Origin of the sequence: Pseudomonas mosselii, assembly GCF_019823065.1 — a bacterium.
GTDB classification, from domain to species: Bacteria; Pseudomonadota; Gammaproteobacteria; order Pseudomonadales; family Pseudomonadaceae; genus Aquipseudomonas; species Aquipseudomonas mosselii.
The window spans coordinates 5055596-5069308 of record NZ_CP081966.1 but is presented as its reverse complement, the minus strand read 5'-3'; the positions used below and the strand labels follow the sequence as shown (position 1 = coordinate 5069308).

The 13713-nt window shown below is 63.6% G+C and carries 11 protein-coding genes; 1 reads left to right on the top strand and 10 read right to left on the bottom strand.

Going from position 1 to position 13713, the window contains the following annotated elements:
• Window positions 1-39: 39 nt before the first annotated feature.
• From arcC to arcD (K5H97_RS23545), 4 genes are all read right to left on the bottom strand, one after another.
• Window positions 40-969 carry a carbamate kinase gene (gene arcC / locus K5H97_RS23560; RefSeq protein WP_028691985.1) on the bottom strand — a complete coding sequence of 310 codons (930 nt, stop codon included), beginning with the start codon at window positions 967-969 and terminating at the stop codon, window positions 40-42.
• 86 nt (window positions 970-1055) lie between these two features.
• Entirely contained in the window at window positions 1056-2066 is a 1011-nt protein-coding gene (locus tag K5H97_RS23555) for an ornithine carbamoyltransferase (RefSeq protein ID WP_028691984.1), read from the bottom strand.
• Between the two features lie 70 nt (window positions 2067-2136).
• The gene (gene arcA, locus K5H97_RS23550) at window positions 2137-3390 is read right to left on the bottom strand and encodes an arginine deiminase (protein WP_028691983.1); all 1254 of its coding nucleotides are present in this window, start codon (window positions 3388-3390) and stop codon (window positions 2137-2139) included.
• 33 nt (window positions 3391-3423) lie between these two features.
• Window positions 3424-4851, bottom strand: coding sequence for an arginine-ornithine antiporter (gene arcD, locus K5H97_RS23545; RefSeq protein ID WP_028691982.1), 1428 nt, complete (start codon window positions 4849-4851; stop codon window positions 3424-3426).
• 428 nt (window positions 4852-5279) lie between these two features.
• Between arcD (K5H97_RS23545) and arcD (K5H97_RS23540) the strand changes: the two genes are divergently transcribed.
• Entirely contained in the window at window positions 5280-6707 is a 1428-nt protein-coding gene (gene arcD, locus K5H97_RS23540) for an arginine-ornithine antiporter (protein WP_028691981.1), read from the top strand.
• A gap of 53 nt (window positions 6708-6760) precedes the next feature.
• Here the strand turns inward: arcD (K5H97_RS23540) and K5H97_RS23535 are convergent, their stop codons facing one another.
• The 6 genes from K5H97_RS23535 to gap all read right to left on the bottom strand — a co-directional run bounded on the left by K5H97_RS23535 (window position 6761) and on the right by gap (window position 13584).
• Window positions 6761-7174 (bottom strand): YbaN family protein, encoded by a 414-nt coding sequence (locus K5H97_RS23535; protein WP_028691980.1) that lies wholly within the window; start codon window positions 7172-7174, stop codon window positions 6761-6763.
• 49 nt (window positions 7175-7223) lie between these two features.
• Complete coding sequence (locus K5H97_RS23530; protein ID WP_028691979.1) at window positions 7224-7829, bottom strand: biliverdin-producing heme oxygenase; 606 nt, start codon at window positions 7827-7829, stop codon at window positions 7224-7226.
• Window positions 7830-7976: 147 nt separating this feature from the next.
• Window positions 7977-10565 carry a TonB-dependent receptor gene (locus tag K5H97_RS23525; RefSeq protein ID WP_028691978.1) on the bottom strand — a complete coding sequence of 863 codons (2589 nt, stop codon included), beginning with the start codon at window positions 10563-10565 and terminating at the stop codon, window positions 7977-7979.
• A gap of 125 nt (window positions 10566-10690) precedes the next feature.
• The gene (locus K5H97_RS23520) at window positions 10691-11653 is read right to left on the bottom strand and encodes a FecR family protein (protein ID WP_028691977.1); all 963 of its coding nucleotides are present in this window, start codon (window positions 11651-11653) and stop codon (window positions 10691-10693) included.
• Window positions 11654-11746: 93 nt separating this feature from the next.
• The gene (locus K5H97_RS23515) at window positions 11747-12259 is read right to left on the bottom strand and encodes an RNA polymerase sigma factor (protein WP_028691976.1); all 513 of its coding nucleotides are present in this window, start codon (window positions 12257-12259) and stop codon (window positions 11747-11749) included.
• A 323-nt stretch (window positions 12260-12582) separates the two neighbouring features.
• Window positions 12583-13584, bottom strand: a complete 1002-nt coding sequence (gene gap, locus K5H97_RS23510) for a type I glyceraldehyde-3-phosphate dehydrogenase (RefSeq protein WP_028691975.1) — start codon at window positions 13582-13584, stop codon at window positions 12583-12585.
• Window positions 13585-13713: the final 129 nt, after the last annotated feature.

Genomic DNA, 13713 nt, shown 5'->3' with positions numbered 1-13713 from the left:
GGTTGAAAACGGCGGGCGCCCGGCGCCCGCCAACTGCATTCAACGGTAGCTGATACCGGGCTTGGCGGTGGAAACCCGCGTGCCGGCGGTGCCCTTGACGATGTCCTCGATGTTCTCCAGCGAGCTGATCACCGCCACCTTACCGGTGTGACGGGCGAAATCGCAGGCGGCCTGGACCTTCGGTCCCATGGAGCCGGCAGCGAAGCCCAGCTTCTCGAGTTCGTCCGGGTGGGCCTGGGCGATGGCCTTCTGCGTCGGCTTGCCGAAATCGATGTACGCCGCATCGACGTCGGTGGCGATGATCAGCAGGTCCGCTTCCAGTTGCTCGGCCAGCAGGGCAGAGCACAAGTCCTTGTCGATCACCGCCTCGATACCCTTGAGCTTGCGGTTTTCGTCGTACAGGGTGGGGATACCACCGCCGCCGGCGCAGATCACGATGCTGCTTTTTTCCAGCAGCCACTTGATCGGGCGGATCTCGAAGATGCGTTTGGGTTTTGGGCTGGCCACCACGCGGCGGTACTTGTCGCCGTCCGGCTTGACCACCCAGCCTTTTTCCTTGGCCAGGCGCTCGGCCTCGTCCTTGGCGTAGACCGGGCCGATGAACTTGGTCGGGTCCTTGAACGCCGGGTCGTTGGCGTCCACTTCGACCTGCGTCAGCAGCGTGGCGAACGGCACCTCGAAGTCCAGCAGGTTGCCCAGCTCCTGTTCGATCATGTAGCCGATCATGCCCTCGGTCTCGGCGCCGAGCACGTCCAGTGGATAGGCCTCATCTGCCTTGTACGACAGCCCCTGCAGGGCCAGCAGGCCGACCTGCGGACCGTTGCCGTGGGCGATGACCAGTTCGTTGCCGGGGTGGATCTTGGCGATCTGTTCGGTGGCAGTGCGGATATTGGCGCGCTGGTTGTCGGCGGTCATCGGCTCGCCGCGGCGCAGCAGGGCGTTGCCGCCCAATGCAACAACGATACGCATGGGAAATGTCCTTTGGCGCAAATGTAATAGTCTGGTCGGGACCTGTGGGAGCCGGTAAGCCGGCTCCCACAGAGTCAAGGCCGCTGTCAGAGATCAGCCAGCGTCGACACCAGGATCGCCTTGATCGTGTGCATGCGGTTCTCCGCCTGCTCGAAGGCGATGCACGCCGGCGACTCGAACACGTCATCGGTCACTTCGATGCCGTTGGCCAGGTGCGGGTACTGTTCGGCGATCTGCTTGCCGACCTTGGTCTCGGAGTTGTGGAACGCTGGCAGGCAGTGCATGAACTTGGTGCGTGGGTTGCCGGTGGACTTCATCAGTTCCTTGTTCACCTGGTAGGGCAGCAGCAGCTTGATGCGCTCACCCCAGGCCTCGACCGGCTCGCCCATCGATACCCAGACGTCGGTGTGGACGAAGTCGACGCCCTTGACCGCGGCTTTCGGGTCTTCGGTCAGGGTGATACGCGCGCCGCTCTCCTCGGCGTATTTCTGGCAGCGCTCGACCAGGTCATCATGGGGCCACAGGGCCTTGGGCGCGGCGATGCGCACGTCCATGCCGAGCTTGGCGCCGATCAGCAGCAGCGAGTTGCCCATGTTGTTACGGGCGTCACCCAGGTAGGCGTAGCTGATGTCGTGCAGCGGCTTGTCGCTGTGCTCACGCATGGTCAGCACGTCGGCGATCATCTGCGTCGGGTGGTACTCGTCGGTCAGGCCGTTGAACACCGGCACGCCGGCGAACTTGGCCAGTTCCTCGACGATCTCCTGCTTGAAGCCACGGTACTCGATGGCGTCATACATGCGCCCAAGCACGCGGGCGGTGTCCTTCATGCTCTCCTTGTGGCCGATCTGCGAGGAGTTTGGGTCGATATAGGTGACGTTGGCGCCCTGGTCGTAGGCGGCGACTTCGAAAGCGCAGCGGGTGCGGGTCGAGGTCTTCTCGAAGATCAGGGCGATGTTGTTGCCCTTCAGGTGCTGCTGCTCGGTGCCGGTGTACTTGGCGCGCTTGAGATCGCGGGACAGGTCCAGCAGGTACTTCAGCTCGCGGGTGCTGTGGTGTTCGAGGCTCAGCAGGTTGCGGTTGTGGATGTTGAACGCCATGACGGTTCTCCTTGGATTCGGTGAGGTGCCCGGCCGCTGTCTCGTGGAGGCGACCGGGTGCGATGGACGTTTAGTAGTCGATAGGGTCGCGCACGATCGGGCAGGTCATGCAGTGACCGCCGCCGCGGCCCCGGCCCAGCTCGCCGGCGCTGATGGTGATGACCTCGATCCCGGCCTTGCGCAGCAGGGTATTGGTGTAGGTGTTGCGGTCGTAGCCGATGACCACGCCGGGCTCCACGGCCACCACGTTGTTGCCGTCATCCCACTGTTCGCGTTCGGCGGCGAAGCTGTTGCCGCCGGTCTCGACCACGCGCAGCTTGACCCCCAGGTGCTCGCCGACCACCTCGATGAACGACTTGTTCTCGCGGCGCACGTCCATGCCATAAGGCTTGCTTTCGTCCGGACGGATGATGAACGGCACGATCTCCTTGACCACTTCCGGGAAGACCGTGACCAGGTCGCGGTCGCAGAAGCTGAACACGGTGTCCAGGTGCATCGCGGCGCGGGACTTGGGCAGGCCTGCGACGATGACTTTCTCCACCGCGCCCTTGGCGAACAGGTTCTGTGCCAGCTGGCCGATGGCCTGGCGCGAGGTGCGCTCACCCATACCGATGAGCACGACGCCCTTGCCGATCGGCATCACGTCGCCGCCTTCGAGGGTGGCGTTGCCATGGTCCTTGTCCGGGTCGCCGTACCAGACCTGGAAGTCGGCGTTGGTGAATTCCTTGTGGAACTTGTAGATGGCGGTGGTCAGCAGGGTTTCCTGGCGTCGCGCCGGCCAGTACATCGGGTTGAGCGTCACGCCGCCGTAGATCCAGCAGGTGGTGTCGCGGGTGAACTGGGTGTTGGGCAGTGGCGGCAGGATGAAGCTGGAGTGGCCCAGGTAGTCGTTGTACATCTTGACCACGCTGGCACCTTCGCTTTCCGGCAGGTCCTGACCGGCCACACCGCCGATCAGGAATTCGGCCAGGTGGCGTGGATCGAGGCCTTCGAGCCAGCTGCGCACTTCATTGGTGAGGCCGACGCCGACGGTGTCGGAGGTGATCTTGCGGTCGAGAATCCACTTCAACGCTTCGGGTTGCTGGACGATGTCGGTCAGCAGGTTGTGCATCTCCAGCACATCGACGCCGCGTTCGCGCATCTTGGTGACGAAGTCGAAGTGGTCGCGTTTGGCCTGGTCGACCCAGATCACGTCGTCGAACAGCAGTTCGTCGCAGTTGCTCGGGGTCAGGCGCTTGTGCGCCAGGCCCGGGCTGCAGACCATCACTTTGCGCAGCTTGCCGGCTTCGGAATGGACGCCGTATTTCTGTTTCTCAGTGGACATGGTGAATCCTCCTGTAAAGCGAAGACGTGGGGTTCAGAGAGTCAGGAAGCCGTCGTACAGGCCGTAAGCTGCCACCAGGGCGCCCGCGACCACGGCGGCGAAGATCAGTTTTTCCACGCTGGTGAAGATCGGTTGGCCAACTTCGCGCTTGGCCTTGGCGAACAGGATCGCGCCAGGGGCGTAGAGCAGGGCCGAGAGCAGCAGGTATTTCACGCCGCCGGCGTACAGCAGCCAGATCGCGTAGAGCAGGGCGATGCCGCCGATGATCAGGTCTTTCTTGCGTTCGGCCAGGGCCTGTTCGTAGGTCTCGCTGCGCACCGCCAGCAGCACCGCGTAGGCTGCCGACCACAGGTAGGGCACCAGGATCATCGAGGTGGCGAGGTAGATCAGCGACAGGTAGGTGCTGTTGGAGAACAGGGTGATGACCAGGAAGATCTGCACCATGGCGTTGGTCAGCCACAGGGCGTTGGCCGGCACATGGTTGGCGTTCTCGCGGCGCAGGAACTCCGGCATGGTGTGGTCCTTGGCGGCGGCGAACATGATCTCGGCGCACAGCAGCACCCACGACAGCAGGGCGCCCAGCAGCGAGATGATCAGGCCGACGCTGATCAGCACCGCGCCCCAGTGGCCGACCACGTGTTCCAGCACCGCGGCCATCGATGGGTTTTGCAGCTTGGCCAGCTCCGGCTGGGTCATCACGCCCAGCGACAGCACGTTGACCAGCACCAGGAACAGCAGCACGGTGACGAAGCCGATGACCGTGGCCTTGCCGACGTCAGAGCGTTTTTCGGCACGGGAGGAGAAGATGCTCGCGCCCTCGATGCCGATGAACACCCACACGGTGACCAGCATCATGTTGCGCACCTGGTTCATCACGCTGCCCAGCTCCGGCGTGCCGACCGCCCAGATGTCCGCAGTGAAGACATCGAGCTTGAAGGCGAACAGGCAGATCAGCGCGAACAGCGCCAGCGGCACGACCTTGGCCACGGTGGTGACCAAGTTGATGAAGGCGGCTTCCTTGATGCCGCGCAGCACCAGGAAGTGCACGGCCCATAGCAGGATCGAAGCACCGATCACCGCCGCCGGGGTGTTGCCTTCGCCGAACACCGGGAAGAAATACCCCAGGGTGCTGAACAACAGCACGAAGTAGCCGACGTTGCCCAGCCAGGCACTGATCCAGTAGCCCCAGGCCGAGGAAAAGCCCATGTAGTCACCGAAACCGGCCTTGGCGTAGGCGTATACCCCGCCGTCAAGATCAGGCTTGCGGTTGGCCAGGGTCTGGAAGACGAAGGCAAGGGTGAGCATGCCCACCGCGGTGATGGCCCAGCCGATCAGCACGGCGCCGACGCCAGCGCTGGCGGCCATGTTCTGGGGTAACGAGAAGATCCCGCCACCGATCATCGAGCCGACGACAAGTGCAACGAGTGCACCCAGTTTTAGTTTTCCGGGAGAATCAGACATTTAACGACTCCGTACCAGGAGAAAGTTGACCTCAGAATAAATCTGACGCCTGGATCATTCGCTGACTTAGATCAGTTCATGCCTGCATGAAGATCAGAAAAATCCCTCATGCGCCTCCTGGAGGATGCCGACAGCTCTGACGCAGGCCTTGTGTGCTGGCACCTCCATGTACTTCCAGAGCAAACGCTCCGTTTCGCCTGCGAACTGAGAAGTTAGTCCGTTTTGCGGCTTTCGCAAATTTTTCACAGCAAATAGCGACGGGTTTAGACGAACCGACAAGTAGTCGACTAATGTGGTTTTTATTAAGGTGCCGGGATAGACAGCATGGTTATGAGTGCTATAGGTTTAATGGCTTTATTTGATAAAAAACTTGTAACAATAATGTCGGACAATACGTTGTTCACGCGCGCCTGCGCACGAGGAGCCCCATGAGCGAACCGGGACAGAAACTGCGCTTGGGGGCGCTGATCGCGCTGGTGGTCGGCTCGATGATCGGCGGCGGGATATTCTCGTTGCCGCAGAACATGGCCGCCCGCGCCGATGTCGGGGCGGTGCTGATCGGCTGGGGCATCACCGCGGTGGGGATGCTGGCGCTGGCGTTCGTCTTCCAGACCCTGGCCAACCGCAAGCCGGAGCTGGATTCCGGGGTCTATGCCTACGCCAAGGCCGGGTTCGGCGACTACATGGGGTTCTCCTCGGCCTGGGGTTACTGGATCAGTGCCTGGCTGGGCAACGTCGGCTACTTCGTGCTGCTGTTCAGTACCCTTGGCTTCTATTTTCCGGTGTTTGGCGAAGGCAACACGCCAGTGGCCATCGGTAGTGCCTCGCTGTTGCTGTGGGCGGTGCATTTCCTGGTGCTGCGCGGCATCAAGGAAGCCGCCTTCATCAACCAGGTGACGACCGTGGCCAAGGTCGTGCCGTTGCTGATGTTCATCGTCATCGCCGCCTTCGCCTTTCGCGCCGACATCTTCACCCGCGACATCTGGGGGCTGAGCAATCCGCAGTTCGGCAGCGTGCTGGAGCAGGTGCGCAACATGATGCTGGTGACGGTGTTCGTGTTCATCGGCATCGAGGGGGCGAGTGTCTACTCGGGGCGGGCGCTGCATCGCTCGGATGTGGGCAAGGCCACCGTGGTCGGTTTTCTCGGCGTGCTGGCGCTGCTGGTGCTGGTCAACGTGCTGTCGCTGGGGGTGATGACCCAGCCGGAGCTGGCCGGTCTGCAGAACCCTTCGCTGGCCTCGGTGCTTGAGCATATCGTCGGGCCCTGGGGGGCGTTGTTGATCAGCATCGGCCTGGCGGTGTCGCTGCTCGGTGCACTGCTCTCCTGGGCGCTGCTGTGCGCCGAGATCCTCTACGCCACCGCCCGGGACAAGACCATGCCGCGCTTCCTGGCGCGGGAGAACGCCAACCAGGTACCGGCCAACGCGCTGTGGCTGACCAATGTGATGATCCAGGGGTTTCTGCTGATCACTCTGTTCTCGGCGGGGACCTACACCAGCCTGATCTACCTGGCGTCGTCGATGATTCTGGTGCCGTACTTCTGGTCGGCGGCCTATGCCGTGCTGCTGGCCTGGCGCGGTGAAGGCTACCAGGGGCAGGCGGGGCTGCGGCGCAAGGACCTGCTGGTGGCGGTGATCGCGCTGCTGTATGCGATCTGGCTGCTGTATGCCGGAGGGCTCAAGTACGTGCTGTTGTCGGCGCTGCTGTATGCGCCCGGGGTGATCCTGTTCGCCCGGGCCAAGCGCGAGCAGGGGCAGGTGCTGTTCAGCGCGTGGGAGAAACTGATCTTCGCGGCGGTGCTGGCGGGGGCGGGGCTGGCGGCGTATGCCCTGTATTCGGGGTTGTTGAACCTTTGACTTGCAGGCGCCGTCGCAACGTCGCTGTCATTTGGCGCCGCAGCGCAAATGAATCAACCTTGCAGTTCGACAGCGCCTGGTGGCGTCGGACGTTCCGGGCGTGACCAGATCCACAGGTTGCCCAGGGTCATGCCGGCGATGGCGAGGAACACCGGCCAGTGGTGTTCGAGAACGGTCAGCATCAAGCCGGCGCACAGCAGCATGCTGATGGTCGCGCTGACCTTGGCGCGGCGCTGGATCACCTTGCCGTTGCGCCAGTTGTAGAGGATAGGACCGAACAGCCGGTGGTTCTCCAGCCAGGCGGACAGGCGCGGCGAGCTGCGGGTCGCGGCCCAGGCGGCGAGGAGGATGAACTCGGTGGTGGGCAGCCCTGGGATGACGATGGCCACGAGGCCAATGCCCAGGCTGACATAGGCCAGGATCGCGTAGAGCAGGCGGGACAGTTTCGAGCGGGCGATTCGGGTCATGGTCTCACTGCAACGGTGTGGCCGCCCGCAGGCGGCCGGGTAAAGCGTGTCAGGCCAGCGCGGCGTCGGCGGCGTAGGCATGCTTGAGCAGCTCGGTGAAGCGCTCGAAGGCAGCGACCGCACCACGCTCGGCGGCGGCGTCTTCCTCGGGCGACAGTTCCAGGCTGTCGAGGATGCGGGTGAACTGCTTCCAGCCCTCGGCACGGCCGCCCGCCGGTTCGCCCAGGTGACGGGCACCGAAGGTCTCGGACAGCTCCAGGGCCACGGCGCGCTTGATCAGGAACGCGGCGCCCAGTTTGGAGCCTTCGGAGACGAAGATCCAGCCCAGTGCCTCGCCCAGGCTCGGCTTGCCCAGGGCGCCGGCGAAGGGCGCGGGCACTTCGGTGTCGAGGTCGGCCAGGTCCAGGCGGGCCTGTTCGGCGCGGCAGCGCGCGGCGAGGTCGGGCACGATGGCGATCAGTTGCGGGTCGGTGTACAGCGCCTGCAGCTCGGACTGGAACAGGTACTGGGCAACCACGAAGCGGGCGAAGCTTTCGCGGCTGTCGAACGGCTTGTGCGACTTCACCAGGGCGTCCAGCTCGGTGTGCGGGGCGTGGGTGACCTGGTTCAGGCGCTGGGAGCGCAGGGCAGCGCGTTCGGTGGAAGGGGCGGTCATGGGGGCATCCTTGGAAAATGGGGCGTCTAGTGACAAGACGAAACAGAAGACGCGGGACAGTAAAAAAACCTCACCTGCGAAGTGAAATCATTCTCATGACTTGAAACGGGCGGCACCTGCATCGCGGGCGCCGCCCTTTTCAGCCGATCAGATATCCCACACCAAGTTGATGGCGAAGTTGCGCCCCGGCATGGTCAGCCGATCAAGGTTGGCTGGTTGGGTCACGCCTGCTTCGCCAAGCGCGTCGTAGCCACGGACGTCATCCCACTGCCAATACTTTTTGTCGGTCAGGTTGTAGAGCCCTGCGTTTACGGTGATGTCGTCCGTCAGTTTGTAGAAACCGGTCAGGTCCAGTACGCCATAGCCAGGGGCGCGGAACTGCTTGCTGGCACCATCGGGGGCGAAGAAGGTGGAATCGTCGACCCGGTCCTTGCGTTTGACCAGGGTCCAGCTAAGCAGGCCGCCATAGTTGGAGGTTTCGTAACCCAACCCGAGGACTGCGGTCAGCGGGTTGACACTGTTCAGCGGCTGGCCGTTATCGTCATTGCGACCATGGGCGTAGGCCAGCGAGCCCTGGGTGTACAGGCCCTGTGCTGCACCGAAGTGGTCGAGGTTCAAGCGACCCTTGAACTCTGCGCCCTTGATAGTGGCGTGCTTGATGTTGTTGGCCTGGAAGGTCGAGCCAAGGTTTGCCGACTGTACTGCGTCCTCGTTGATGAAGTCGCGATACTTGTTGTAGAACACCGCCACGTCGAAGTTGCCGGCCTCGAAGCTGCCGCGCAGGCCCGTTTCGTAGCTCTTGCTCTTCTCTGGTTCGAGGTTTGGGTTCGGCTCGACGCTGTAGCCGAGCGTAGGGTTGTCAAAGCGGCCGTACATGGCCTTGGCGGTCGGGGTACGGAAGCCCTCGGCGTACTGACCGTACCAGGTGTAGTTGTCGTTGAATGCGTAAGTCACGCCAAATTTAGGCGAGACCCGATGCCATTTCTTGTCCGAGTCATCGATACTGCCCGGCGCGGCGCCAGTGCCCTGGATACCGCGCAGGAACTCGGCAGTCATCTCTGGTTCCATGCGGGTGTAGTCATATCGCACGCCTGGCAGGAAGGTCCAGTTGTTCCAGCGGATCTCATCCTGAGCGAACAGGCTGTAGGTGTTCACGGTTGGATCCGGGAAATCGCTCACCAACGCCTGGCCGTCACTGGGGCTGTTCTGGCCGATGGCGGTGCAGCTACCTCCGACGTTCAGGCAGGTGCCGGTGCCGCTTCGCGCGCCGGTGATCTTTTCGTGCTTGAGCGTTGTGCCGTAGGTCAGCAGGTGGTCAGTGGCGCCAATGCTGAACGCTTTGTCCAACTGGCCATCGAAGACCCACTGGCGATCCTTGTAAGTAGTCTGGCGATCGCGAAACACCTGGCGGCCACTGGCGAAGTACAGTTCGTCTGTGCGTTGATCGGTCTTGGCAATCTGGTAGTTCAAGCTCCATTTCGCGTGATCGGCAACCAGGCTGTCGAGGCCGAACTTGTGGTTGATGCCGAAGCGTTCTCGGGTGACGGTGTCGTTGCCCTGACGCATGCGGTACATGTTTGAGGCGCCGCGACCAGGAATGAATGGACCACCCACCGCGCTCAGGATGTTCTGGTCGCGGTCATCCTTGTAGTGCTCGTAGGTGAATCCCAACCGGGCATCGTCGGCATAGTCCCAGCCAAGCTTGGCCAGGACGTTAGTGGTGCGCACGTCCTCGGGGTTGGCCTCGCTACGGCCAAGACCGGTGCCGCCATGCTTGCCATATGATTCGGTTTCGTGGCCGTTGCGCTGGCTGATATGCAGCAGGCCGTCAAAGTCGCCTTGGCGGCCGGCGACAGTGGCCGAGGTCAACCAGCTTTCGTCGGCTGAGCTGTAGCCGGTCTTCAGGCGGGCGCCGACATCGTTACCGGGTTTGATGATGTCCTCAGGGTCGAGGGTGAAGTAACTTACCGCGCCGCCGATGGCATTGCTGCCGTACAGCACCGAGGCAGGACCGCGGAGGATCTCCACCCGCTTGACGATCTCCGGATCGACGTAGTTGCGTTGTGTCTGGGCATAGGGGCCGTAGAAAAAGCTGTCGGGGATCGACACACCGTCAACCTGGGTCAGGATACGTTCACCGTCGATGCCCCGGATGTTGTAGCCGTTCAGTCCGCTACGCTGGCCAACACCGCCGACCGAGACGCCGGGCTCGTAGCGCACCAGTTGCTTGATGTCATTGACGTTCTGCCGATCCAGCTGCTCGCGGGTCTGCACGCTGACGGTGCTTGGCACCTGGCTGACATCCTGGGCGCTGCGGGTGGCGCTGACGGTCACCTGTTGCAGGGCGATGGCGTTGCCGGCCCACTGGCGTTCGAGCACCACGTTGCCGTTGCCGATCTTGCGATAGCCCAGGCCGGTGCCGCGCAGCAGGCGCTGCAGCGCCGCTTCCGGGGCCAGCGAGCCCTGCACGCCTGGCGAGGCCACACCGTCGGCGAGCTCGGCGCTGAAGCCGACCTGCCAGCCAGTCACCTTGCTGAACGCGTTGATGGCCTCGACCAGCGGCTGCTGGGCGATGGCGAAACGGTAGTCGCCCATGCGCGGGCTGCTGGCCTGGGCCGGTTCCACGGCCAGCGCCGGCAGGCTGCAAGCGCCGCTGGCGAGCAGGGCCAGGGTCAGCAGGGATAATTGCCCGCGACGGCGGGAAGAAGTGGACGGGCGGGTCTGACCTGTGGGCATCGAAAGCGCTCCCTGTCGCGCGTGAGTTATAGGCGGTGCTTGTTCTCGTTTTTGAACGAGAATCAATCGTATTGGCTATAACGAGACGGGCGAGCCAGGGTGATCGCGTAAAAAAACTTACAGGGTCAGTTGAGAATCACCACGGCAGGGTACTCATGCAGTTGCGCCGAGGTGATATGGGCGAGGGCGCGCAGGGTTTCCAGCGGCTGGTCGAGGCGGTAGTTGCCGGTGACCGCGACCTGCTCCAGGTGGGCGTTGCGGTTGATGATCCAGCCAGGGTAGTAGCGGCGGACTTCCGCGAGCACCTGGCTCAGCGGGCAGTTCTCGAACACCAGGCGGCCCTCGATCCAGGCCAGGTCCTTACTCATGTCGGGACGCTGGCGCTGGCCGAAGCCCTTGGGGCCGACGCTGATGCTGTCGCCGGCGCTCAGGCGGATGCGCTGGTCGCTCGCGGCCTGCAGGTCGACATCACCGCGCTGTACCCGCACCTGGGCCTCGCCATCGAGGTAGCGCACGGCGAAGTCGGTGTCGCGCACGCTGGCGCGCAACGGGCCGGCCTGGACTTCCAGGGGCGGCTGGCTGGTATTGGATACCTGGAAGTACGCCTCGCCCTGCAGCAGGCGGGCGACCTTGCGGCCCTCGTGCTCGTCGCTGGCGAAGGCCGAGTTGGTGTTGAGCAGCACCTTGGCGCCCGGGTCCAGCTCCAGGCGCTGGCGTTCGCCGACCACGGTCAGGTGGTCGGCCTGCAGGCGCACCGGCAGGTTGCCGAAGGTGAACAGCCCGACCAGCAGCACGGCGGCGGTGGCCAGCGGTTTCCAGTGGCTGCGCAGGCGCCCGGCGAGCGAGCGCTTGCGCCTATGCTGCAACTGGCCGGCGGCCTGGCGCAGCGAGGCGCCGTTCCACAGCGCTTCGGCCTCGACATAGGCCTCGGCGTTTTCCGGCTCGGCCCCCAGCCAGTGCTCGAAGGCGCGGGTGTCGTCCTCGCTGGCGCATTGCAGGCGGATCAACCAGTCGAGCGCCTCCTCGCGGGCACGGGCGCGGGCATCAGGCTCGGCAGGTGACGGGCGAGGGGGGCGGTGGTCGGTCACGGAGGATCCTTGCATCGGGCATTTTTTGCGCATGATCAGTGCAGACCTTGCCCATGGCAAGGGCTTTGCGCAGGCCAGTGGCGAGCGGTCGCATCACTGGTGACGATCGGCCACGCCCATGCAGATGGCCATGATCAGTTTCAGCTCTTTCTGCACCGTACTGGCCGAGACCTTCAGTTGGTCGGCGATTTCCAGGTAGCTGGCGCCGTGCAGGCGGCTGAGGATGAAGATGCGCTGCTGGCGTTCGCTGAGCTGGCCGAGGCTGACGCTCAGGTGCTTGAGCAGTTGCTCGGCGTGGGCGGCGTCCTCGCTGCTGGTCGAGGGGGCGGCGACATTGTGCAGGACCTGCTCGGGCACATCGTCCACCAGCGTGCGCGCCTGCACCCGACGTGCGCGCAGGTGGTCCAGGGCCAGGTTGCGGGCGGTCTGGAAAACGAAGGGTTCGAGGTGCTCGATCGGCCGCTCGCCCAGGGCGCGGGTGACTCGCAGGTAGGTTTCCTGCAGCAGGTCCTCGGCGGTGCTGGGGTTGCCCACCATGCGTTGCAAGGTGCGCAGCAGGGAGAGGCGCTGGCTGAGGAACACGGAGTTGAACCGGGACTGACTCACGGGGAAACCTGGGCGTTTTCGGGTGAATGATAATGCTTATCATCCATGCTCCAGGTCAAGCGTGGAAATGTCACGAACAGGTAAATCTTGCGGCTAACGCGGTCTCTTTAGGAGACCACCCAGCCCTGCGGGCTACGCTGTCGCGTAGGGAACTACCCCCCTGTGGGAGCGGCCTTGCGTCGCGAAAGGGCTGCGCAGCAGCCCCGGCAATTTCGAAGATGGCTCAGAATCTGGGGCCGCTACGCGCCCCTTTCGCGACGCAAGGCCGCTCCCACAGGGATACAGCTCTCTGCACGATCACCTGCAAGGGATCGCGTAAACATTCACCTGGCGTTGAACAACGCCAGGCAGTTGTCCAGCATGCGGTTGGAGAAGCCCCATTCGTTGTCGTACCAGGCCAGCACCTTGAGCATGCGCCCGTTGGCGCGGGTGTGGTTGGCGTCGAAGATCGACGACAGCGGGTTGTGGTTGAAGTCGCACGACACCAGCGGCAGGGCGTTGTAGCCCAGCACCCGCGAGTGGCGGCTGGCTTCGAGGAACAGCTGGTTGACTTCGTCGGCGCTGGCCTCGCGCTTGAGGTTGACCGTGAGGTCGATCAGCGACACGTTGATCACTGGCACCCGCACGGCCATGCCGGTGAGCTTGCCGGCCAGCTCCGGCAGCACCAGGCCCACGGCTTCGGCGGCGCCGGTCTTGCTCGGGATCATCGACTGGGTGGCCGAGCGGGCGCGGTACGGGTCGCCGTGGTAGACGTCGGTAAGCACCTGGTCGTTGGTGTAGGCGTGGATGGTGGTCATCAGGCCTTGCTCGATGCCGAACTCGCGGTGCAGCACCTGGGCGATCGGCGCCAGGCAGTTGGTGGTGCACGAGGCGTTGGAGATGATCTGGTGCGAGGCGCGCAGCACGTCGTGGTTGACCCCGTACACCACGGTGGCGTCGGCGCCCTTGGCCGGCGCGCTGACGATGACCTTGGCGGCGCCGGCCGTCAGGTGCGCGGCGGCCTTGGCGCGTTCGGTAAACAGCCCGGTGCACTCGAACACCACATCGATGGCCAGGGTCTTCCAGGGTAATTCGGCGGGGTTGCGGATGGCGCTGACGGCGATGCGGTCGCCATTGACGGTGAGGCTTTCATGGTCGGCCTCGACGCTGGCTTCGAAAATGCCGTGGACGCTGTCGTACTTGAGCAGGTGGGCGTTCATCGCGCTGTCGCCCAGGTCGTTGATGGCGACGACCTGTAGGTCCTGGCGGTAGCCCTGCGTGTACAGTGCGCGCAGGACGTTGCGTCCGATGCGGCCGAATCCGTTGATGGCGATGCGTAGGGTCATGGCGTTACCTCTGGCAGTCGGGTGAAGCCTGTGGCACAAAGAGCAGCTTCACTGAAACGGTTTTGTTGTTGGAATTACAAGATTATTCACCGAGAGATAGAAAACAAGCCTTTTTGCTGGCAGTATTTT

What these genes read in the sequence shown, in the direction of transcription:
- arcC (WP_028691985.1), bottom strand. Translation starts at nt 969, where the DNA reads ATGCGTATCGTTGTTGCATTGGGCGGCAACGCCCTGCTGCGCCGCGGC.
- K5H97_RS23555 (WP_028691984.1), bottom strand. Translation starts at nt 2,066, where the DNA reads ATGGCGTTCAACATCCACAACCGCAACCTGCTGAGCCTCGAACACCAC.
- arcA (WP_028691983.1), bottom strand. Translation starts at nt 3,390, where the DNA reads ATGTCCACTGAGAAACAGAAATACGGCGTCCATTCCGAAGCCGGCAAG.
- arcD (WP_028691982.1), bottom strand. Translation starts at nt 4,851, where the DNA reads ATGTCTGATTCTCCCGGAAAACTAAAACTGGGTGCACTCGTTGCACTT.
- arcD (WP_028691981.1), top strand. Translation starts at nt 5,280, where the DNA reads ATGAGCGAACCGGGACAGAAACTGCGCTTGGGGGCGCTGATCGCGCTG.
- K5H97_RS23535 (WP_028691980.1), bottom strand. Translation starts at nt 7,174, where the DNA reads ATGACCCGAATCGCCCGCTCGAAACTGTCCCGCCTGCTCTACGCGATC.
- K5H97_RS23530 (WP_028691979.1), bottom strand. Translation starts at nt 7,829, where the DNA reads ATGACCGCCCCTTCCACCGAACGCGCTGCCCTGCGCTCCCAGCGCCTG.
- K5H97_RS23525 (WP_028691978.1), bottom strand. Translation starts at nt 10,565, where the DNA reads ATGCCCACAGGTCAGACCCGCCCGTCCACTTCTTCCCGCCGTCGCGGG.
- gap (WP_028691975.1), bottom strand. Translation starts at nt 13,584, where the DNA reads ATGACCCTACGCATCGCCATCAACGGATTCGGCCGCATCGGACGCAAC.